Source organism: Ruegeria sp. BG11, from assembly GCF_056538565.1.
The window spans coordinates 27,965-50,694 of record NZ_JBQFTH010000005.1; the positions used below are offsets into that span (position 1 = coordinate 27,965).

The 22,730-nt window shown below is 59.2% G+C and carries 19 protein-coding genes; 9 read left to right on the plus strand and 10 right to left on the minus strand.

Annotated features, from left to right (window positions below; genetic code table 11):
- Positions 1-2: 2 nt before the first annotated feature.
- Complete coding sequence (locus tag ACR0JF_RS09370; protein ID WP_170659816.1) at positions 3-1,913, minus strand: ABC transporter substrate-binding protein; 1,911 nt, start codon at positions 1,911-1,913, stop codon at positions 3-5.
- Positions 1,906-3,678, minus strand: a complete 1,773-nt coding sequence (locus tag ACR0JF_RS09375; protein WP_170659817.1) for an ABC transporter ATP-binding protein — start codon at positions 3,676-3,678, stop codon at positions 1,906-1,908. Before ACR0JF_RS09375 ends, ACR0JF_RS09370 begins: the two co-directional genes overlap by 8 nt.
- A gap of 231 nt (positions 3,679-3,909) precedes the next feature.
- On the opposite strand from ACR0JF_RS09375, the gene ACR0JF_RS09380 reads away from it, so the two are divergent.
- The 8 genes from ACR0JF_RS09380 (at position 3,910) to ACR0JF_RS09415 (ending at position 13,090) form a co-directional block, all read left to right on the plus strand.
- Entirely contained in the window at positions 3,910-4,407 is a 498-nt protein-coding gene (locus ACR0JF_RS09380) for a class I SAM-dependent methyltransferase (protein ID WP_170659818.1), read from the plus strand.
- A 53-nt stretch (positions 4,408-4,460) separates the two neighbouring features.
- Positions 4,461-5,609 (plus strand): acetate/propionate family kinase, encoded by a 1,149-nt coding sequence (locus tag ACR0JF_RS09385; protein ID WP_170659819.1) that lies wholly within the window; start codon positions 4,461-4,463, stop codon positions 5,607-5,609.
- A 20-nt stretch (positions 5,610-5,629) separates the two neighbouring features.
- A complete protein-coding gene (locus tag ACR0JF_RS09390; RefSeq protein WP_480669183.1) occupies positions 5,630-6,259 on the plus strand; it encodes a glutathione S-transferase family protein in 630 nt (209 codons plus the stop codon).
- Positions 6,260-6,371: 112 nt separating this feature from the next.
- A complete protein-coding gene (locus ACR0JF_RS09395) occupies positions 6,372-8,774 on the plus strand; it encodes a GcvT family protein (protein ID WP_170659821.1) in 2,403 nt (800 codons plus the stop codon).
- Positions 8,774-10,327, plus strand: a complete 1,554-nt coding sequence (locus ACR0JF_RS09400; RefSeq protein ID WP_170659822.1) for a trimethylamine methyltransferase family protein — start codon at positions 8,774-8,776, stop codon at positions 10,325-10,327. The genes ACR0JF_RS09395 and ACR0JF_RS09400 overlap by 1 nt, the downstream gene beginning before the upstream one ends.
- Positions 10,328-11,002: a TetR/AcrR family transcriptional regulator gene (locus ACR0JF_RS09405; protein ID WP_170659823.1), complete on the plus strand. Its 675-nt coding sequence runs from the start codon at positions 10,328-10,330 to the stop codon at positions 11,000-11,002.
- Complete coding sequence (locus tag ACR0JF_RS09410) at positions 10,999-12,303, plus strand: FAD-dependent oxidoreductase (RefSeq protein WP_170659824.1); 1,305 nt, start codon at positions 10,999-11,001, stop codon at positions 12,301-12,303. Before ACR0JF_RS09405 ends, ACR0JF_RS09410 begins: the two co-directional genes overlap by 4 nt.
- Positions 12,304-12,358: 55 nt before the next feature.
- Entirely contained in the window at positions 12,359-13,090 is a 732-nt protein-coding gene (locus ACR0JF_RS09415) for a hypothetical protein (RefSeq protein WP_170659825.1), read from the plus strand.
- A 4-nt stretch (positions 13,091-13,094) separates the two neighbouring features.
- Here the strand turns inward: ACR0JF_RS09415 and ACR0JF_RS09420 are convergent, their stop codons facing one another.
- Positions 13,095-13,484 (minus strand): DUF3307 domain-containing protein, encoded by a 390-nt coding sequence (locus ACR0JF_RS09420; protein ID WP_170472196.1) that lies wholly within the window; start codon positions 13,482-13,484, stop codon positions 13,095-13,097.
- 216 nt (positions 13,485-13,700) lie between these two features.
- Here ACR0JF_RS09420 and ACR0JF_RS09425 point away from each other — a divergent pair, with 216 nt between their 5' ends.
- Entirely contained in the window at positions 13,701-16,697 is a 2,997-nt protein-coding gene (locus ACR0JF_RS09425; RefSeq protein ID WP_480669265.1) for an ABC transporter transmembrane domain-containing protein, read from the plus strand.
- A gap of 34 nt (positions 16,698-16,731) precedes the next feature.
- Here ACR0JF_RS09425 and ACR0JF_RS09430 read toward each other — a convergent pair whose 3' ends face one another.
- The 7 genes from ACR0JF_RS09430 to pcaD form a co-directional block, all read right to left on the minus strand.
- Positions 16,732-17,019 carry a metalloregulator ArsR/SmtB family transcription factor gene (locus ACR0JF_RS09430; RefSeq protein ID WP_170660068.1) on the minus strand — a complete coding sequence of 96 codons (288 nt, stop codon included), beginning with the start codon at positions 17,017-17,019 and terminating at the stop codon, positions 16,732-16,734.
- A gap of 112 nt (positions 17,020-17,131) precedes the next feature.
- Positions 17,132-18,364 (minus strand): mandelate racemase/muconate lactonizing enzyme family protein, encoded by a 1,233-nt coding sequence (locus tag ACR0JF_RS09435; RefSeq protein WP_170659827.1) that lies wholly within the window; start codon positions 18,362-18,364, stop codon positions 17,132-17,134.
- Between the two features lies 1 nt (position 18,365).
- A complete protein-coding gene (locus tag ACR0JF_RS09440) occupies positions 18,366-18,734 on the minus strand; it encodes a hypothetical protein (protein ID WP_170659828.1) in 369 nt (122 codons plus the stop codon).
- A 4-nt stretch (positions 18,735-18,738) separates the two neighbouring features.
- Entirely contained in the window at positions 18,739-19,830 is a 1,092-nt protein-coding gene (locus tag ACR0JF_RS09445; RefSeq protein ID WP_170659829.1) for a Zn-dependent alcohol dehydrogenase, read from the minus strand.
- Between the two features lie 81 nt (positions 19,831-19,911).
- Positions 19,912-21,111 (minus strand): TCR/Tet family MFS transporter, encoded by a 1,200-nt coding sequence (locus ACR0JF_RS09450; protein WP_170659830.1) that lies wholly within the window; start codon positions 21,109-21,111, stop codon positions 19,912-19,914.
- Positions 21,112-21,208: 97 nt separating this feature from the next.
- A complete protein-coding gene (locus tag ACR0JF_RS09455) occupies positions 21,209-21,922 on the minus strand; it encodes an alpha/beta fold hydrolase (RefSeq protein WP_170659831.1) in 714 nt (237 codons plus the stop codon).
- Between the two features lie 11 nt (positions 21,923-21,933).
- A complete protein-coding gene (pcaD, locus tag ACR0JF_RS09460; RefSeq protein WP_170640607.1) occupies positions 21,934-22,722 on the minus strand; it encodes a 3-oxoadipate enol-lactonase in 789 nt (262 codons plus the stop codon).
- Between the last annotated feature and the right edge of the window lie 8 nt (positions 22,723-22,730).

Below are 22,730 nucleotides of genomic sequence, written 5' to 3' on the forward strand. Positions count from 1 at the left end.
GCTCAGTCGACCAAAAAGAACTCATCCGGGCGATGGACGCCGAAATGCGCGCCGGGTTCCCACGCCCACATGGCCTGCTCGGGGACGTTGCGTAAACGGTTCGAGACGACGATGGGCTGCGGTGCGCCGTTCAGAATGCCGATGGCGTAAAGCTGGTCGGCGTGGATTTCCAACATCTCGGTCCAGACGGCAGCGCGCTGTTCATCCGTTGTGGCGGTCTCCCAGTCATGGACCAAAGTCATCAGGCGCTCAGCCTCGGGCATGTCGGGTGCCTCACCCACTTCGCCGCCGGTCTGATAATACTGTCCCCATTTTGGCCAGGCGAGAAACACCTGATCCGTCGGGGCCAGATAGGCAGGCGAGGTGTGGATTTGGGGCAGCCCGTCATCCCAGCCGAACCAGACCGAAGCCATCGTGTTGCCCGCGAACACCCGGTTACGCAGGATATCGCGATCCAGCGGGCGCATCACAAGATCGACGCCAATCTCGCGCCATGTGTCGGTGACGATCTGCAGGGCGTTTTCGACCTCCTGCCGCTCACCAGCGGTTTCGATGATTAACTCCATCGGGCGGCCGTCGGGCAACAGCCGAATGCCGTTCTTGTCGCGCTCGTTCAGCCCGGCCTCGTCCAACAGCGCGTTCGCCAGATCCGGATCATACTGGGCCCATGCTTGGGCGTTTTCCTCACTGTAGAAGGGTGAGGCGGGCAGAACCGCCATCGCGCCCGGTTTTGCCAGTTTGAAATAGAGCGCCTGGTTGATCGTCTTGCGATCAATCCCCAAAGACAGGGCGCGGCGTACGCGCGCGTCTCGCATCACATCCCGCCAAACCTCATCCGCGTAGTTCAGGTTCGGATAGATCGCGATCTGTGAGGCCACACCGGTTTTCCAGAGCAATGTCTTGTAGTTGCCAACCGCTTCACCCTTTTTCAGGATCGAGGCATCTCGGAACGCCAGACCACGACCCTGCAGGTCGGTCTCACCCGCATTGGTCTTTGCGGCTACCAGCCCGGGGGCCACAATCTCCATCTCGACCACGTCGATATAGGGCAGTTGCACCCCTTTGGAGTCGATACGGTGGTAGTACGGATTGCGGACGAAGTTGTGGCGGATTTTCTTGCCCGAGCTTGCGTTCAGCCAAGGCTGAAGCGTGGGCAGCTTGTGGTTGTCGAACTTGTAGAGGTTGTCGAGTTTGTTGTGCAGGGCCGCCCAGCTTTTGACGCGGGCATCATCGACCTGCGCGGCCAGATCCTCAGGATCAACATAGTTTTCGTGATACTGTTTCAGAAAAGCCGACGGGCGGTAAATGAAGGGCGGGCGGGCCTGTGCCAGCGTTTGCAGGAAGTCCGGGTTCGGATCATCCCATTCGTAGATCACTGTCGTCTCATCCGGGAAAGAGACGGTCGGGGCCTTTCCCTCGACGATCAGAAAATCAGGTGGCCCAGAGGGGCTGAGCAATTCGTTGTTGGCGACATCTTCCCACCAGTACCGGAAATCTTCGGAGGTAAACGGCGAGCCGTCCGACCACTTATGCCCTTCGCGCAAATGCAGAGTGAACTTGCGGTTCCCGTCATTTTCGAATGAGGCCAAAATGTCGGGCACGATATTGTAGTTTCCGTCAAACCCAACCAACCGGGCGTAACCGTAGACGACCATCTGGCGGATATCCTTGGACCGGGTCACCATGGTCCGCATTGTGCCGCCGGGGGTGCCGAATTCACGCCCCTTCGCGGCCAGATCCACTACCAGAGGGTCTTTGGGTAAGCGTTCCGAAACCGGCGGCAAATCGCCCGCATTCACCTCAGCCGACCAAAAGCTGCTCTCTTGCGGTACTGGCACATCGGCCAGTGCAGGCAGAGTCCAGCCAAAGGCCAGAGTGGCGGCCAGGATCAGAGGGCGAGTGGTCTTAAACATGGCAACGTACCTTATGGCCCGGTTCCAATTCCACCAGCGAAGGTATCACGGTGTCCGAGAAACGAAAGGCCTCATCCCAACTGTCCGGCGCGCCGGCACCCAGAGAGACCATTTGCAGGTCAATCGGGCGGTTGATGTCGGGTTCTGGTTGAGCGGCAATCAACGCCTTGGTGTATGGGTGGCGCGGATTGTAGAAGAGTGTTTCGGGCGGGGCTTGTTCGACGATCAGCCCCCGACGCATCACAGCAACTTCGTCAGCGATACGGGCGACTACTGCAAGGTCGTGAGAGATGAAGAAATAGGACAGGTTCAGGCTGTCCTGCAGGTTTTCCAACAAAGTCAGGATTTGTTCCTGAACTGACACATCCAGCGCCGAGGTCGGTTCATCACAAACAATCAACTGCGGGTCCAGCATCATGGCGCGGGCGATGGACAGGCGCTGCCTCTGCCCGCCGGAAAACGCATGCGGATAGCGTTTCAGCATGTCCGCGTTCAGCCCCACGCGTTGCAGCATCTCGGCCGCCTTGTCGCGTTGTTCCGAGACCGAACCGATACGGTGAATTTCCAGTGGCTCAGTCATTGCGTCCTGAATGCGCATCCGTGGACTGAGTGAGCTGTAGGGATCCTGAAACACCATCTGGGCCTTGCGTTGAAACGCGGTGCGCTGGGCGCGGGTCATCTGGTGGACCGGGATAGGGTCTTCGCCTTGGGCGGTGCAAAAAAGAACCTCTCCGCCGGGGTCGGGGAGTTCGGCGCCAAGGGCAATTCGGGCGGCGGTGGTCTTGCCAGAGCCGCTTTCGCCGACAATCGCCAGTGTCTTGCCACGTGCAAGTTTCAGGTCGACGCTGCGACAGGCATGGATCTTTTTGTCTGCCTGCCAGCCCTTGCTGGAGCGCATTGTATAGGTCTTGGAGACCCCTTTCATATGCAGGATCAGGTCCTCGTCCGGCATCGGAATGCCTACGGCGTCCTGATCTGGAATGGCTGGGGCCGCATCGAACAACTGCTTAGTATAGGGATGCGCCGGCGCGGTCAGGATGGGGGCGGCGGGGCCTGCCTCCATCACGCGACCTTTGTGCATGACGACGACCTGCTCGGCCATATTGGCCACAACGCCCAGATCGTGCGTAACAAGGATCAGCGCCATACCGGTTTCGCGCTGAAGTTCCTTGATCAGGCCCAAAACCTGAGCCTGCGTTGTCACATCCAGCGCAGTAGTGGGCTCGTCTGCAATCAGCAGCTCGGGCTTGGAGACCATCGCCATCGCGATCATGGCACGTTGGCGCATACCTCCCGACAGCTCAAACGGATAGGAGTCATAAGCCCGCTGGGGATCTGGAAAACCCACGCGTTCAAACTGGGTCAGGACTTCTTTACGGGCTTGCGCCTCGGACGCGCCGCGATGCAGCCAGAGGACCTCGCTGACCTGATTGCCGATCTTGTGCAGCGGAGACAAAGATCGCATTGGTTCCTGAAAGATCATCGAGACTCGGTTGCCGCGAATGCTGCGCATCTCCCGCTCGTTGATTCGCGTCAGGTCGGCCTTGCCCTTGGAATCATTCAGAATAATCGAGCCGCTGCGAATCTGCGCCACACGGGGTAGGATACGCAACACGGCCCGGCAGGAGATTGTTTTGCCCGAGCCCGACTCACCCACCAATGCAAGTGTCTGTCCGGCCTCCACATCGAAATTCACGTCTTGCACGACTGAGTCTGCCGTGCCGAAACCGATGCTGAGATCTCTGACAGACAACAACGCAGTCATTCGGGTTTTCCACCCGTTTGGCCGTAGATGAGCATCGGCTTTTTATTCTCCCCGTTTTTTGACTTACTGTCGCGCGGTTTCACCCGACTCGTCAAACCCGTTCTTAGGCTGAAATGTCGCGGGAATGTGAAACTTTCGCCTCTACAACTACACAAACAGTTGAGTTTTTGCCATCAAGTTCGTGACCAGCACCATTTAAGCTGGCGTTGAGTATCAAAGAGAGAATCCCCTGTGCCCGAAAACCAAAGCCGACTGGATCTGTTTATTGACCGTATGGTGACGCAACGCGCCTGCCTTGATTTTGCAATCGAGCAGACAAAAGGCATGTCCGGGCCGGTGTTCGAACTGGGCCTGGGTAACGGTCGAACCTACCACCACATGATTCAGTACATTCAGAATCGCCCGGTTTTTGTGTTCGAGCGCGCGGTGGCTTCACATCCCGATTCCACCCCGCCCGAGGATCGAGTGATTTTGGGCGATGTGCGGGAGACTCTGCCAGCCTCGGTGGATCGGTTTGGCGCGACGGCCAGCCTGATTCATGCGGATCTGGGTGGGCACAATCGCGAAAAGAACGACGCCTTCGCGCGGTTTGTTTCGCCTTTGATTGAACCGCTTCTGGCGCTGGGTGGCCTGATGGTTTCCAGTGATCGGATGTATTTCGATGCGCTGACTGAATTGCCCTTGCCCGAGGGCGCGGTCGAGGGGCGCTGTTTTATCTACCGGCGGTGACGCCTTAGGCGCGTCCGGGTCCACCAAAAGGCTAAGCAAACCGGAGGAACGCAATGCAGGCCATCCTGACGCTGAACGCGGGAAGTTCGACCATCAAATTCGGAGTTTACCGCGCCGACGCTGAACCCGAATTGCTGTGGCACGGGCAGGTGGACAATCTAGGACCGGTCGCTCAATTGCAAATCAACGGCGACGGGTTTCATGAGACACGTGAGATCGGGCCTGCCGACCACGCAGCCGGGGTCACGGCGATCTTGCTGGCCCTTGAGCCTCTGCTTCAATCGGATCTAATCGTCGGTGTAGGCCACCGCATTGTCCACGGCGGACAAACCTTCGAAGGGCCCACGGTTCTGGATGATCACGTGCTGGCCCAACTTGAAACGCTCTCGTCACTGGCTCCGTTGCATCAGCCCCACAATCTGGCGGCCGTCCGCGCTGCACGAACGGCCTTCCCGGGCGCGCTACAGATTGGGTGTTTTGACACCTCCTTTCACGTAGGCCATCCGTTTGTAAACGACGCCTTCGCCATCCCGCGCCGCTTTTATGAGAAAGGCGTTCGGCGCTATGGGTTCCACGGACTGTCCTACGACTACATTACCGGCAAGATGACTGAGGATTTCCCGGATCTGGCCGCAGGCCGGGTGGTGATCGCGCATTTAGGCAACGGGGCGTCAATGTGCGCTGTGGCCAACGGAAAGAGTATCGGCTCAACCATGGGTTTTTCCGCGCTTGACGGGCTGCCAATGGGGACCCGTTGCGGTCAGCTTGATCCCGGCGTGTTGCTCTATCTGATGGAGCAAGGTCACTCTGCCGAAGCGATAACGCATATCCTCTACAAGAAAAGTGGCCTGCTTGGTCTCAGCGGAATCAGCCACGATATGCGCACATTGCTGGAAAGCGATGACCCACATGCACGTGAGGCGATAGATTACTATGTCTTCCGGATCAGGCGGGAGCTGGGTGCGATGGCGGCCGTTCTGGGAGGGGTGGATGCGGTCGTATTCTGCGGCGGCATTGGTGAGAACGCTGCGCCTATTCGCCAGAGCGTGCTGGATGGGATGGGATTTCTCAACATCCATCTGGACGCCGAGGCCAACGCCCAAAACGCGACGGTGATATCAGATGGCGGTATACCCGTGCTCGTGATCCCGACGGACGAAGAACGGGTGATCGCGCGGGCGGTCGTCACGGCCTTGATCTAAACACGACAGGGGGAAGACGGATGATCTTTTACGACTGCGCCACTGCTCCGAACCCGCGCCGCGCGCGCGTATTCATTGCTGAGAAGGGGTTGGAGATCGAAACCAGGCAAATCTCGATTGCAGAGGGAGAGCAGCTGAGCGATGCTTTTCGCGCCGTTAACCCTCGGGCCACGATCCCTGTGCTGGTGACCTATGAAGGCACGGTTCTGACCGAGAACCTTGGGATTGCTGCGTATCTTGAGGCGCAGAGCCCGGAACCCCCGTTGATGGGCAAGACGCCGGATGAAAAGGGCCGCGTTCTGATGTGGAACGCAATCGCCGAGCAGCAAGGCGGAATGCCCATTGCCGAAGCCCTGCGCAACGGCCATCCTGCTTTCAAGGATCGTCCTATTCCGGGACCAGAGAACTATCCTCAGATCCCCGAGCTTGCGCAACGGGGTCGCGACAGGGTGGGGGCGTTCTTCGATTTGCTCGAGGACCATTTACAGGGCAGCCCGTTTTTGGCGGGCGAGCATTTTAGCCTCGCCGATATCACCGGGTTTGTCTTCGTCGATTTCGCTCGCGTGATCAAAATGCGTATCCCGGAAGCTAGTACCGCGACTCAAGCCTGGTTCGATAGGATCAAATCCCGGCCCAGCGCCAGCCTTTAAAAGGCACCTGAATTGGCTGACACAAGCTTGCGCTCGACACTGTACAGAAATGTCTAGACAGAAGTGAACAGTGCCACTAGCGTTTCATCCGAGTCGTGCAGCGGAGGGCAGGATGAAATCTCAGTATCGCGTTGTGGTCATCGGGGGCGGTGTCGTTGGGGCCTCGGTCCTGTATCATCTGGCCAAGTTCGGCTGGTCGGACGTCGTCATGTTGGAGCGGCGGAGGCTGGCCTCGGGGTCATCCTGGCACGCGGCAGGTGGTATTCACGCGCTGAACGCGGACCCGAACATGGCGTCCTTGCAGGCCTACACCATCGACTTGCTGAGCGAGATCGAAAAGGAATCCGGCCAGAATATCGGCTTGCACATGACTGGCGGTTTGACGCTGGCTGGAACCCCGGAACGCTGGGAATGGCTACAGGCTAACTACCGTATCTTCCAATCCATCGGCATAGATGATTGCGAACTTCTAACCCCGGAAGAGGCGCAAAAACGCTGTCCGATCATGTCCACCGATGGCGTGCTGGGCGCGATGTGGGCGGATCGCGAGGGCTATATCGACACGACCGGCACGGTGCAGGCCTACGCGACGGCGGCAAAGAAGCGTGGCGCGGAATACTATGAGGAAACCAAGGTCGAAAGCCTGACGCAAACCGCTGATGGTTGGGAAGTCGTGACCGACAAGGGCACAATCACCTGCGAGCATGTGGTGAACGCGGCGGGCCTTTGGGCCAAGCAGGTGGGCCGGATGGCGGGGGTGGAACTGCCGGTCTCTCCCCTTAAACACCACTACCTGATCACCGACACGGTCCCTGAGGTTGCCGAAGCAGAGTTCGAGATGCCGATGACCGTCGACCTCGAAGGCTTCACCTACATGCGGCAGGATCAGAAGGGCGTTCTGGTCGGGATTTACGAAGTCGACCATGAACACTGGGCCATGGACGGGGCGCCCTGGAACTATGGTGAGGAGCTGTTTCAGGAACAGCTCGACCGCATCGAGAACGAGCTGACGCTGGGCTTTGAGCGGTATCCTTCGATCCAGAATGTCGGTATCAAGACATGGGTCAATGGCGCGTTTACATTCTCTCCTGACGGGAACCCTCTGGTTGGTCCGGTTCCGGGCAAACGTGGTTACTGGTCGGCTTGCGCGGTGATGGCCGGGTTCCTGCAGGGTGGCGGCGTTGGCAAGACGCTGGCCGAGTGGATGATCCACGGCGAGCCAGAGGCCGACGCGTGGCCAATGGACGTCGCCCGCTATGGCGATTTCGCGCAGAACAAACGCTACATCCGCGAAACGACCGGTCAGTTCTACTCGCGCCGTTTCGTGATGACCTACCCGAATGAGCAACTGCCAGCAGGCCGTCCGCTGAAGATGGCCCCGGCCCATGATGCGATGACCGACGCCGGGTGCAAATGGGGCGTCAGCTGGGATCTGGAGGTGCCGCTTTATTTCGCGCCCAAAGGGTTCGAGGAAACGCCGACACTCAAACGGTCGAACGCCCATGACATCTTGGCAGAGGAATGCAAGGCGATCCGCGAAGGTGTTGGCCTGTTGGACATCTCGGGTTTCTCGCGGTTCGAGGTGACGGGTCCGAATGCACAGGCCTGGCTGGACAAGGTCATGGCCTCGAAACTGCCGGGGCCGGGGCGCGCCAAGCTGGCTCCGATGCTGGGTGAGACGGGGCGGCTCAAAGGCGACCTTACCGTGTTGAACTGGGGTGACGGAACATGGTGGATCATGGGCAGTTACTACCTACGTGCGTGGCACATGCGCTGGTTCGACGACCACATGATGGAAGGCGTGACTGTCCGTGATCTGGGCGAGGAATATTGCGGTTTTGCCGTGGTCGGCCCGAGATCGCAGGCCGTAATCGAGAAGTTGGCGGAACAGGATATCTCGGACCTGAAATTCATGGGTTGTGGAGATTTCGATATCGGTCTGGTCCGCGCCCGCGTCGCCCGCATGTCGGTGACTGGTGAAAAGGGGTATGAGATCAACTGCCGCTACGGCGATCACATTAAGCTGCGCCGGATGCTTTTGGAGGCTGGGGTCGACGAAGGCATCCGCGAATGCGGGTTCAACGCCATGCTCTCAACACGGTTAGAGAAGAGTTTCGGCATCTGGTCCGCCGAGTTTACCCAAGCCTACACGCCGGGCATGACCGGAATGGATCGCTGGATCGACTGGGACAAGGATTTCGTCGGTAAACAGGCCGCCTTGGCCGAGCGTGACGGCAATGGCCCGGCTCAGATACAGGTGACGCTTGAGGTCGATGCCGTGGATGCCGACGCCAGCGGGTATGAGCCGATCTGGTCCAATGGCGAGCGCGTGGGTTTTGTCACCTCGGGCGGCTACGGGCACTACACGGGCAAGTCTCTGGCGATGGCACTGATCAATCGCGACAAGGCCGAACCGGGGACGGAGCTGACGGTGCACGTGGTTGGTGTGGAACGGCCTGCGCGTGTGGTTGCGCCGTCTCCTTACGATCCGCAGGGCAAGGCGATGAGGGGCTGATGGTGATCTCGCAGACATCCGAGCGTGGTCGACGACGGCGTGGGCGGGGTGCAGATGCGGCCCCACCCCCCTCGCGCGATGTGAACTACCGCCAGCTGCGCAACCCTTTTCCGCAGATGGAGGTGTTCCCCGAAGATCAGATCGCGGACATGCATGAGACAGCGCTGCGCGTCTTGCAGGAACTTGGGGTGAAAGTCCTGCTGCCCGAAGCCCGCCGCATCTTTGCCACGGCAGGTGCGCGTGTGGACGAAGACACTCAGATGGTCTTTATCGGGCGCGATCTGGTTGAGGCCGCTGTGGCCTCGGCCCCCAAATCCATCGCGTGTCATGCCGGGGCGCGGGACCGCGATTTTACGCTGGAACTGGGTTCGCTCGTGTTTCAACCGGGTGCAGGTGCGCCGAACGCAACCGATCTGGAACGGGGCAGGCGACCAGCGTCGGGTCAGGACTACATCGAGTTCCTGAAGCTGACCCATCACTTCGACGTCTTCCAGATGATTTCGCCTCAGGTCGAGCCGCAAGATGTGCCGACCCATCTGCGCCACTATTTCACAACGCAGGCGCAGATGGAGTTGACGGATAAGTTCCCTTTCTTCTTCTCGCGCGGCACCCCTCAGGTGATGGACAGTTTTGAGATGCTGTCTATCGCACGAGGGCTCTCGGATGATGAATTCCGCGGCAATGCGCATTGCTATACGATCATTAACACCAACAGCCCGCGCACGCTGGATATCCCGATGGCGCAAGGGCTGATCGATTTTGCGCGCCATGGTCAGATGTCGATCGTCACGCCGTTTACCCTGATGGGGGCGATGGCCCCGATCACGGTCGCGGGGGCCATCACGCTTTCCCATGCCGAGGCTCTGGCGGCCGTGACCCTGACGCAATTGACGAACCCCGGCGCGCCGGTCTGCTATGGAACCTTCACCAGCAACGTTGACATGAAATCTGGCGCTCCGGCCTTTGGGACGCCATCGCATTTTCAAGCGTCTTTGGCTGCGGGCCAACTGGCACGGTTCCTGGGCCTGCCATGGCGGTCGGCGGCCGGGTCGGCCTCAAACATCAACGACGTTCAGGCCGCGAATGAAAACCAGTTTGGCCTCTGGGGCTGTTTGATGGCCGGGGCGACGGTCATCATCCACTCGGCGGGCTGGCTCGAAGGCGGGTTGAGTGTGTCGTTTGAGAAGATGATCTGCGACGCCGAAGTGTTGAACATGGTGGCTGAACTGTGTGCCGGTGCGCAGGCCGGACAGGCCGAGATCGGCTTTGACGCCGCCCTGAGTGAGGTTGATCCCAGCGGGCATTTCTTTGCCTCGTCCCAGACGATGGAGCGCTACAATACCGAATTCTACCAGCCTCATGTCCATGACTACGCCAATTTCGGCACCTGGACCGAGCGTGGATCTGTCGATGCCAATCAACGTGCAACAGGTGTTTGGAAAGGTATCCTGAACGATTTCAAACCGCCCGCAGGCGATAGCGATCGACTCGGGGCCTTGCACGATTTCATCGCGAAGCGAACCGCGGAAGGCGGCGCGCCGCCGGAGAGTTGAATGAGCACCAAACCGATCCTGCACCGCGATGACCCCAAAGCCGAGCCTCTGGTCGGCAATATCAAAGTCACGCGGGATGACTGGCTGAATGTGGCGATGGACGTGCTGATCTCTGACGGGGTGGATCAGATCAAGGTCATGAACCTGGCCGAGCGCATGGCCGTGTCCCGCTCGTCTTTCTACTGGTACTTCAAATCGCGGCAAGAGCTTCTGGATGCGTTGCTGGCGCGGTGGCAGGCGACCAATACGGCGGCGTTGATCGCGCAGGCCGAGGCCCCGGCCGAGACCATTACCAGCGCGGTCTGCAACGTGCAGAGATGCGTGGTGAACACGGATCTGTTCGACACGGCGCTTGATTTTGCCATCCGGGACTGGGCTCGCAAATCGGGAAAGGTGCGCAATGCGCTGGATCAGTCCGACGCGCGGCGTCTCAAGGCGCTGCACGCGATGTTTGCGCGGTTTGGCTATTCGGACATTGAGGCCGAAACCCGGGCGCGCGTCCTATACTACATGCAGATCGGGTATGATCTGGCGCAGCTGAACGAGCCGACGGAAACGCGGCTTTCGTTGGTGCCCCACTACCTACATGCTTTCACAGGGGTTCAGCCTCGGGCCGAGGAAATTGAAGAATTTCGCGCTTATTCCAAGCGCTTTTGGGAAGGAAAGACAGAATGAGCCAACCAGATGCAATCATAATCGGGACAGGCGTCATTGGCGCGGCCATCGCGTTCGAGATGGCCAAGGCCGGATGGAAAACCCTTTCGCTAGATCGCAATACGCAGGTTGGCCATGGCTCGACGGCGGGGTCCTGCGCGATCATCCGCATGCACTATTCGACGTTTGACGGCACGGCTTTCGCGTGGGAGGGCTACCATTATTGGCGCGATTGGGCCGCGTATCTGGGCCTGCCCGCAGATGCCAATCTGGCACAGTTCCGCGAGACCGGTTGCTTGGTCATGAAAACGGATGCCAACGGGATGCTGGAAAAGCATATGCAAAACAGTGCGGATCTGGACTGCCCGTTCGAGGAATGGTCGCCCGAGACTGTCACGGAACGCCTACCGGTCTATTCTCTGGAAAGCTTCGCCCCTGCGCGCCGAATGGACGACCCGGAATTCGGGCAACCGAACGGGCGCAAAATGCAGGGTGGCGTGTTCTGGCCTCAGGCAGGCTATGTTACCGACCCGGCGCTTTCGGCGCAGAACCTGATGGATGCGGCAATCCAGAACGGGGCAGAGTTGCGCACCGGGGCTGAGGTTGTTGAAATCCTGATTGAGGATGGGCGCGCGGCTGGTGTCAAACTCGCCTCGGGTGAAGAAATTCGCGCCAAGGTCGTCGTAAACGTGGCCGGGCCGGGATCGGCCATTGTCAACGGCATGGCGGGCGTTCTGGACGACATGACCATCGAAACCCGCCCGCTGCGGCAGGAAGTGGTCCATGTTCCGGCGCCCGAGGGGTTCGATTTCGAAAACAACGGGACCATCGTCTCGGACAGTGACATCGCCTGCTACTGCCGCCCGGAGCATGGCAACCACATCCTCGTGGGGTCCGAGGACCCCGAATGCGATCCGCATCAATGGTGCGAGGATGACAAGACATATAACCGCGATTTCACCGATCAGTGGACGACGCAGGCGATGCGCTATGCGCAGCGGGTGCCCAGCCTTGGTATTCCGTCCAAAACGCGGGGTGTGGTTGACCTCTATGATGCGTCGACCGATTGGATTCCGATCTACGACAAGTCCAGCCTGCCGGGGTTCTACATGGCCTGCGGCACCAGCGGGAACCAATACAAGAACGCGCCGATTGCGGGCAAGATGATGACGGCTCTGATCGACTATTGCGAAGGCGGTGCAGACCACGATGCTGAACCGCTGCAGTTCGAACTGCCTTACATCAAACGCGTGATTGATGTCGGTTTCTATTCACGCAATCGCCCGATCAACGAAGAAAGCAGTTTTTCCGTTCTGGGGTAGTCAGCCCGACAATTGGCCCTAACATCACGTAGACGCGAAAAGGAGCGGATACGTGATGCCTCAGACGCCAAACAAAGTCCTGATCCTTGGCAGTGCGCCGTTAGCGGTGGCCGCCCGGGATTGGGATCGGACGCCGTTCACGCATATCGTGGCCATCAACAATGCATGGCGCATTCGTCCGGATTGGGACATCCTGATCCACCCTGAGGATTTTCCGCCGGAAAACCGACCCACAACTCTGACGAAAGACCAAAGGATCGTGACAGCCGAAGACTACGTGCCTCGGCAAAACGCTTATGGCGGTTTTGTCTATGCGGGCGGCACCATGGCGTTTACCGCAGGCTATTGGGCGCTATCAGCCCTCAAACCTTCTGTGATTGCCTATTTTGGTTGCGATATGGTTTACTCCGGATCGGGGAAGACGCATTTCTATGGCAACGGAACCGCTGATCCGCTGCGTGCCGACATCTCATTGCGGTCGCTTGAGGCAAAGTCGGCCAGATTGGGCGTGTTTGCCGCCGTGCAGGGCTGTCGCATGGTGCGCTTGTCCGAGGGTGAAAGCAGGCTGCTCTATCCATCGCTTCGCGCGTCACGGATGGAAGACGCACCGATGCCGTCGACCATTGGCGCGCATGACGCATTGGAAGCCGAAGATCGCCTCGGCTACTATGTGCCATCCGGGAGGTATTGGGACTCCGAGCAGCATTTCGATCCGGACGAATTGGATGCAGTGGACCGCCTTTGGATATCCGCCTACCAAATCGCGCAAATGGACCGAGTTGCTTAAGACCTCAGACGGCGAAAGTGATCCAAGCCCAAACCATGGCAATATAGGTCAGGCTGTGCATCAGCTGGTCCAGACCAGTTGCCCGCCAGAATGCGGCTTGATTGGGCTGTAGCTTTTTCTTGTCAGAATAGCTGGCCTTGGCGAAATCAATATTGAAGTGGATGATCCATTCTAGGGCCGAGATGATCAGGATAAAGCTGATCGGTGCTCCAAACAGCAAAAAAATAAGGGCCGAGCCCACAACATGCACCCCTGCATGTTGCGCGCGTCCCAAATGAAAATATTCGCCACGCCCGGTCAGCATCTTGGGCGTCTGTAGATAGAAGTCCGCGAACATATGTTTGATCTGCAACAAGCAGAGCAACAGCAACACGGCACCATAGCTTTCGGGCAAACGTATCCTCCCGATATCGTCCTAAAGGGAACTCTAGGCGCTAAAATGCGTGTAGGCAAATGAACTAGTTCACACATGCGCAAAGATTGGCAATTTGTCGGAAACTATTTGCCTAGCAAAGCAAGATTACTGTAAATTCAGACTGTTAATTTTCCGTGCATCGTATCGAAGCCGGATCATTGATCAAAAGCAGGGACAGGTTCCATAGAACGCACGATTTTCCGCTTCATCTGGAAATACTCCAAGCGCGACCAGTTGATCCTGCTGGCCGTGACCTCGACGTTGTTTCCGCTGCTCTATCTGACGCTTGAGCTGCCCAAGCGCATTATCAATGACGCGATCGGTGCCTCGAGCAGCGTGGTTCAGGTTTGGGGCTACAGCCTGCAGCAGACCAATTTCCTCATCATTTTGTGCTTTGCGTTTTTGGCGGCGGTGCTGGCCCACGGCCTGATGAAAATGCGTATCAACACCATGAAAGGTGTCCTGAGCGAGCGTATGCTGCGCCGCTTTCGCTATCAGTTGATCAGCCGCGCCCTGCGTTTTCCCCAGCCCTATTTCGAGCGGGTCAGCCAGGGTGAGATGGTCTCGATGATCACCGCCGAAAGCGAGCCGATGGGCGGGTTGATGGGGGATGCGATCAGCCAGCCGGTTCTGCAAGCGGGGCAGATGATCACCATCCTGTCGTTTCTGTTCCTGCAAAGCGTCTGGTTTGGTCTGGCTGCGGTGGCGCTGATCCCCGTTCAGGCCTGGTTGATTCCCAAGTTGCAGCGCCAGATCAACCTTCTCAACAAAAAGCGCATCCAAGAGGTGCGTATCCTTGCCGCTCAGATCGGCGAGAACGCGGCGGGGGCCTCGACCCTGCGCGCAAATGGGGGCTGGCGGTATCGCAGGGCGATGATCTCGGATCAACTGGGGCGGCTCTTTGGAATCCGCTTCGAGATCTACCAGAAGAAGTTCTTTATGAAGTTCATAAACAACTTAATATCACAACTGACGCCGTTCATGTTTTATCTGGTGGGCGGTCTGCTGGTCCTGCAAGGCTCGGTCTCGCTGGGCGCCCTGGTGGCGGCGTTGGCGGCCTATAAGGACCTCAGCTCTCCGTGGAAGGAACTGCTGACCTATTACAACCAGACGCAGGATATGTCGTTGCGTTGGGATGTGGTGATCGAACGGTTTGCGCCGGCTGGAATGCAAGATGAGGCGCTATTTGAGGGTGAGCCAAAGACCCGCCCGCATCTTGATGGCGACATCGCTCTGGATCGGGTGTCGGTGCGCGATATGGACGGCAACCAGATCCTGGACGATCTGAACCTGACCTTCCCGCATGGAAAGACAATCGGGATCGCCGCGCCCAGCGAAGAAGACCGTCGCGCCATTGCCGAGTTGCTGACCCGTGAGATTCTGCCAAGCGCTGGGCGTGTCCATATTGGCGAGCAGAATCTGGCCGAACTGCATCAGGGCGTCGTCGCCGCGCGGATCGGCTATGCGTCATCGCGGCCGGTGATGTTTCAGGGAACGCTGGGCGACAATGTGATGATGCCGATGCGCTACAAGCCCCTGTCGGAGGTGTGCGACGATCCCGGATTTGCCGAAACCTTGCGGGCGGGCAACAGCACCGACCCCTTCAAGGCCGAGTGGCTGGACCCGTCTTTGGCAGGGCTGGATTCGGCGGATGCCCTACGGGATTGGTGGCTGCAACTGATTGACGGAATGGGATCAGGCGCAGCGTTGTTCCAGCGCGGGGCCGAGCAGGTTTTCGACGCGGCACTGCATCCGGATCTAGCGCAGAAACTGGTCAAGCTGCGCCCGTTGGTGCAGCAGGCGGTGAACAAGGCAGGGCTCGAGCAGCAGGCGCTGATCTTTGACAAGTCCACCTATAACCCGGCTTTGCCCGTGGCTGAGAACCTGCTGTTTGCCACGCCCCGTGTACCGGTCACGCAAGCGCTGTTGGCACAGCAGAGAGTCTTTCTGGGTCAGTTGCGCGAACTGGGGTTGGACGAGACTCTGATCGCGCTGACCCGTGATGTGATCGACATGCTGCGCCAGATCTTTGGCCTGGATGGAACAGATCACCCGCTGTTCCGCAAGTTGGGACTTGAGGCGCAGACTTATGAAACAGCCGTCGAACTGGTCGAGCGCACCCGCAAGGAAGGCGCTGAGGGGTTGGACGACGAACAACTGGCAACATTGCTGGCGGTGCCTCTGGTCGTCTCGGCTGAACAGATCGGCCCGGCCTTTTCGGATGAGTTAAGGGATCGTATTCTGGAGCTGCGCCACAGCCACTCGGAAAAGCTGATGCGGCCGTTGATGGACGTCTTCGTGCCGCTGGACCCTGAGGCCGTCGCGCCCGGCCTGACCGTGATGGAGAACGCGCTGTTCGGCAAGGTCAGCGAGATCGGCGGCGCGCGCTCGGACGAGGTGCGCAAGCTGATCGTCGACGTTCTGGCCGAACACGGCGCGCGCCCGTTGGTGGTTGAGTTGATCTATGACGTGCCCGTGGCGCTCGGTGGGCAGAACCTGCCCGCAGTTTTTGCCGAACCCCTGGCGTTCACCCGTGCGACGATCAAGAAACCCGACATCCTGATCCTGGAAAACGCGCTGGCCAGCTATGACATGCAGACGCAGGTTGCGGTCTACAAAAACCTGCGCGCGCTGCTGCCCGAGACCACGGTCATCTATCTGAACGATCAATTCCAAAACCCCGATGTCTTCGACATGTATGTCGAGATCCGGCAAGGTCGGGTTGTCACGGATGAAGGACCGGGGGATGTGGAAGAGGATAGTGCCGCCTCGGCCGACTTGGCCCGCAAGCTGCGCGCCCTAGAGCAGACGCCGCTGTTTTCTGGCCTTGATCGGCGACAGTTGCGCCTGCTGGCCTTTGGTGCGCGGTGGTTTGATGCCTCTGCCGGGCAGGTGATCTTCCTTAAGGATGACCAACCGACGGATGGTGCATACGTCGTCCTCGATGGCGAGGCGGGATTGTATCTGCCTAAAACGGGCACGCCGGATGAGTTGATCCTACGCGTCGGGCCGGGGGCGTTGGTGGGCGAGTTAGGCTTGATTCGTAAGGAACCCCGCGCGCTGAGCATGGTGGCCGAAACCGATCTTTCCTGCTTGCGCATCGGGGAAGAGGAATTCCTGGCCGTGGTCGAAAACGACGCGGCGACGGCGTTCAAGTTGCTGCAGGTGGTTGCGGGATATGTCTCGAACTAGAGCCGTTTCGGGATAAGCCTGAAACGCTCTACTGTCAGTCTTTCGGCTGGCAGAACAGTTGATAGAGCAACTCGATCACCTGTTTGGTGTTGCCATCCTCAAGCGAATAAAACACCGTTTTCCCCGCGCGCCGGGTCGAGACCAAACCATCCTCACGCAGGCGGGCCAGCATCTGGCTGACGGCGGCCTGCCGGATTTGTAAAAGCGCCTCCAGCTCTCCCACCGACTTCTCACCGTCTCCGAGGTGGCACAGGATCATCAGGCGGCCCTCATGCGCGAGCGTTTTCAGAAACGCGGCGGTACGGGCTGCGTTGTCTTTCATTTCCGCCAATCCGTCCGATGCCGGGGCTTGAGTGGTGCTGTCTTTCAGTGTCACCGGTCAACCGTTCTTCAACTAAGTCTTCTGACATTATGCCCTAAGAAACGTTATAATGTCACCCCTCAGATGCGGGAGCCCCACCCTGAAAGGCGTTGCCATTGGCATAATCGCACGGTTCTTCCTGCATCTGAAGGTGAAGCCCGTCGCCTTTGTAAGGATGCGCGCGAGCCAGATTTTCGTCCACTTCAATCCCAAGCCCGGCGGTGGTTGGAGGGGTCACGAACCCTTGCTCAACCCGGATTGAGCCCTTGATCAACTGGTCATGGAATAGCGTTTCAATGGTTTCCAGTAGCAACAGGTTCGGGATAGAGGCCGCCAGATGGATATTCGCAGCCCACTCCACCGGCCCGGCATAAAGATGCGGGGCCATTTGCGCGTTGAACACTTCGGCCATCGCAGCGACTTTCTTCATTTCCCAAATGCCGCCTGCACGCCCCAAAGCCGGTTGCAAAATCTCCGCCGCGCCTGCGCGCAGAATCGCGCCAAATTCGGCTTTGGTGGTCATGCGCTCTCCGGTCGCGACAGGTATGCGGACGTTGCGGGCGACGCGGGCCATGTCCTCGATATTGTCGGGCGGAGTGGGTTCTTCGAACCAAAGCGGAGAGTATGGTTCTATCGCCTGACCCAGCCGGATGGCACCGGCGGTGTTGAATTGGCCATGGGTGCCAAACAGCAAATCAGCTTTGTCGCCCACCGCCTCGCGGATTGCTTTGCAAAACGCAACGGACAGAGAGATATCGGACATCGCAGGCATGTGCCCGCCCCGGATCGTATAGGGACCGGCGGGGTCGAACTTAACGGCGGTATAGCCGCGACGGACCGCATCTGCCGCAGCCTCAGCCGCCTGTTCGGGGGCGGTCCAGAAGTCGGTCAGGTTATGCTGGGGCAGTGGGTAGAGATAGGTATAGGCGCGAATACGGTCATTCACTTTACCGCCCAACAGCGCATAGACCGGGCGGTCTCGGTCTTTGCCCAGAATGTCCCAGCACGCAATCTCAAGCCCCGAGAACGCTCCCATGACAGTCAGGTCCGGGCGCTGTGTAAAGCCCGAGGAATAGGTGCGGCGGAACATCAACTCGATGTTTTCCGGATTCTCGCCCTGCATATGGCGGTCGAACACATCCCGGATAACATGGCGCATAGCGTCGGGGCCGATTGACGACGCATAGCACTCGCCCCAGCCGGTGATGCCGGTATCCGTGGTCAGCTTAACCAAAATCCAATAGCGCCCGCCCCAACCGGGGGCTGGCGGGGCCGTGACGAGAATATCGAGGTCTTGCAGTTTCATCCTAGCCCTCTCGTGCTTGGTCAAAGGCAATGAGTTCGCGGTCAATCTCGGCCACCACCTCGGCGCTGCCAAAGAACGCCATGTCCGGGGCGTCGACGTCATCCATGAAGGCCTGAATTTCGATCAGCGCTGGTTTGCCGTCGAAACTGCCCTCAATCTGCCAACGGCTGCTTTGGTCTACGGGCAAATCCGACAGGTTCTCCGCGATTTGGGTGACCAGAGCTTCGGGCAGCCCAAACCGGGGATTGTTGGCGAGGCCTGTCAGGAAAGGCGGTACCTCTGCCAGATCGAAATTCATCGACGTCTCCGAGGTGGACGGCGCAGGTTTCGCCGCCTCGGGTTTGAAGAGATCGGTCAGGAAACGCAGCATCGGCCTACCTGTCGAACAGGATCACATTGCGCTTGGCGGATCCGGTTTTGGTATCGGCAATCGCCTCATTGATCTGATCCAGAGACCAGCGGCCCGAGACCAGTTCATCCAGCTTCAGCCGCCCCTGTTCATAGAGGTCGATCATCCAGGGAATGTCGCGCTGGATGACAACGTCGCCCATCTTTGACCCCACCAGACCCTGACCAAGCGCGGCGAGGATCACCGGTTCATAGCTCGCTTCGTCCCCGGAATGTGGCATACCGATCATAACGGCTTTGCCGCCCAGACCCAGATACCGTGGGGCCTGGTCATAGGCGGGGATCGCGCCGACGGTGATCAAAACCGCATCCGCGCCGCGCCCGCCCAGTGCTTTGTAGGCTGCTTTCCAAGGTTCTTTCAGACTGGCGAGGACGCCGTGGGTAGCACCGAACTCCTTTGCGATCTCAAGCTTCTTTTCGGTCATATCAACCGCAACGATACGGCGTGCACCTGCGATCCGAGCGCCTTGGATGGCGTTAAGGCCCACTCCGCCCGCGCCGATCACCACCACGTCTTGCCCGGGGCGCAAACCTGCTGCGTTGACCGCTGCTCCAACCCCTGTGATCACTCCGCAGGAGAGCAGGCTTGCGAGGTCTTTGGGCAGCGTTTCGGGAATCCGAACGATCTGTCGGTGGCTGACGACGACTTTCTCGGCGAAGGCCCCGCAGGCCATCGCCTGTTCCAAAGGTCCCCCGTCACTTGTGCGCAAAGGACCTTTGACCGTGTCATAGGGGGTTTCGCAGATCGTGGGTTTGCCACCCGCACATGAAGGGCAGGAGCCGCAGGCCCGGATCAGTGTCACGACCACCGGGTCACCCAGTTTGAAATCCCCTGCACCCTCTCCCACTGCGCTGACCACTCCGGCGGCCTCATGCCCATAGACAGCGGGCAGAAATCCGCCCCAGGCACCGTCGGCATATGAGATGTCCGAATGGCAAATGGCCACCGCGTCCAGTGTAACCTCGACTTCGCCGGTGCCCGGGGCGGCCAGTTGGACCTCTTCAATAGTCAGAGGTTCCCCGAACGCCCGGCATACGGCGGCTTTGATGGTTTGCATGTCGTCCCTCGCTTCGTTTGGTTTACGGTGGCGCGGGAATTGGCATCTCGCAAGACGGAAACCGTCACGGGTATGTCGGTATTACGCCACGGCAGGTCGAGCGCGCAGAAACAGGACAAACCCGGCGGCCATAAGGATCAGTGCCAGGAGGAACGGTGCTCCGGGCAGGTAGAGTGACGTGTCAGGCCGGATGAACCACGCAAACACGCTGGTCATCAACAGGGGCGAGATCACCATGGACAAGGCGTGCAGAGACGTCAGAACGCCCTGAAGTTCACCCTGTTGCGAGTCCGGCGTCGCGCGTGAAGTCAGTGCCTGTAGGGCGGGCGTGATCACGGCGCCCAAGGCGGTTATCGGGATCAGCATAAGGGCGATGGTGCCATTGGTCAGAAAGGCGAGCAGAGCGAAGCTGATGACCTCAAAACCCATGCCGCAGATGATGGTCATGCGTTCCCCAAGATGACGCGTGGCCGGTCGGATCAACCCGCCCTGAACGGCGGCCATGCCAATGCCATAGACGCCGAGAGACAGCCCGATCATCTGCGGCGACCACCCGAAACGCTCGGTCGTGAAATAGGACCAGATCGCGGGGTAGACGTAGATTGACACTGAGTAGAGGAAATAGACCCACAGTAGGGGGCGAACTCCGGGCAGGGCGGCGATGGCCTTTAACGCGTTGACAGCGTTGGCGCGTCGCAAGCTGAAGGCACGGCGGGTTTTGTCTGTGACCGTTTCGGGCATGACCATCAGCCCGAGGCCGAACGAGAGAGCGGACAGTGCTGCGGCCGCCCAGAAAGGCGCGCGCGTTCCGTATTCGGCAAGCAGGCCGCCCACTACGGGACCCAGAACAAATCCCATGCCAAAAGCCGCGCCGAGCAGGCCAAAATTGGCGGCTTTGTCTTCGGGTTTCGAGACATCTGCCATGAAGGCAGCCGCGGTCGCATGGGTTGCGGCTGTGATCCCTCCTACAATACGACCGAGCAAAAGCAACCAGATGCTGCCTGCAATGGCCATGACCACATAGTCCAAAGCCATCACAAACAACGAAACCAGCAAGATCCGCCTGCGGCCATAGGCGTCTGACAGGTTGCCCAGAATAGGACCGAATACGAATTGCATTGCGGCAAAGGCAGTGCTGAGGACGCCTCCCCAAAGGGCGGCGTCGGCAAGCGTTCCGCCCTGCACCTCGACGATCAGTTGCGGCATGATCGGCATCACAAGGCCGATACCCATCGCGTCAATCATGACGGTCAGAAGAACAAAGACAAATGGAAGGCGCATGAAACCCGGCTATATGACCCGGCGCTTACCCTAGAGGGGCCAGCAGGATGTGGGAAGGGCGCAAAGACACCAACCCGGATGACGCCTCGTCAGGCGGCTAAAGTTTATCCGACAGCTCATCCAGTATTTGGGCAAGTTGCCGCGGGTGCGAGAAGAACGGAGAGTGTGAGCTGTCGATATCCCGCCGAAGATGTGCTGGAATTCGCTCGCTCATATCTTTCTGATAGGCCGGAGGGATAGTGTGGTCTTCGGTGGTGCGGATATAGGCCTTTGGGACCTGGTCAAAGTGATCCCCTATTGAAAGCGGTGTGTCTTGCGGCTTGATGGCCTGCGGGCAGAGCCGGGCGAATGCATAGGGCAGGATCTCGGGCGTGCAATCATGATAGAACAGGTACTGAACGCGGTCGGGATGCACGGTATAAGATAGCCCATCGGTGGATTTGTCGACCGCATCGCCAATGGTTTGCACCGGACCACGTCTTCGCATGTCGACCAGAGACAATCCGCCCTGCGGGACATAGGCGCAAAGATAGATCAACGCGCGCATGGCGTGCGGGTCGGCCTCGGCTGCGGCGCTGATCGGGTAGCCGCCCCAAGAATGCCCGACAAGGATCGCGTCTGGTGTTGAGGCCGCGAGCACGGCGTCTCGGCAGCTCTCCAGCGTGACATCGCAGATCGGCGTCGGGTCCGAGCCGTGGCTGGGCATGTCGATGGCACGAGCGATGTGGCCGAACGCTTCAAGCTCGGGTATCAGGTCGCGCCAGCACCAGGCGCCGTGACAGGATCCATGGACCAATAGAAATTCGGCCAAGGGACGCTCCTTCAGATGTGACCGATCTCGGTCAGGAATTGCCGCAACAGGGCAGCGTATTCAGCGGGTTTTTCGACGCAGGGCAGGTGGCCCACCCGGCGCATCAATTCGAACCGCGAGCCGGGGATCAGGTCCACCGTTTCGCGTACCAGATCAGGCGGTGTCGAGCCGTCTTCATTGCCTGCGATCCCAAGTGTGGGCAGGCGCAGGCCGCTGGTCGGCGTGTAGAAATCGGTGCCCGCAATGGCGGCACAACAGCCCAGATACCCTTCGGTCGGCTGGCCGACCATCATCTCGCGCCATGCGAGGTGTTGGTTGGCGGCCCGGAAATCACGCGAGAACCACCGCTCCATCGTCGCATCGGCCAGCGCCTCGATTCCGTCGTTGCGGACGGCCTCCATCCGCTCCTGCCAGATTTTCGGCATCCCGATCTTGGCAGCGGTGTTCGACAGTACCAGCGCGCGGACCTGATCCATCCGTTTCACCGCCAGCCCTTGGCCAATCATACCACCAATCGACAAGCCAACGAAGACACAATCCCGGATTTCGAGATGATCCAGCAGCGCCTCGGCATCTCGGATCAGCGCGCCCATGGCGTAAGGCGCAGGCGGGACCGAGGATTGGCCGTGCCCTCGCTTGTCATAGCGAATGATCCGCAGTCCGTCGGGCAGGTGTGTCAGCACATCGTCCCACAGGTGTAGATTGGTGCCCAGCGAGTTTGCAAACACGATGGGCGCACCGTCTGGCGCGCCATCAATCCGGTAGTTTAGCTGAACGCCACCCAGATCAACGATCGTCATGCTTTGGT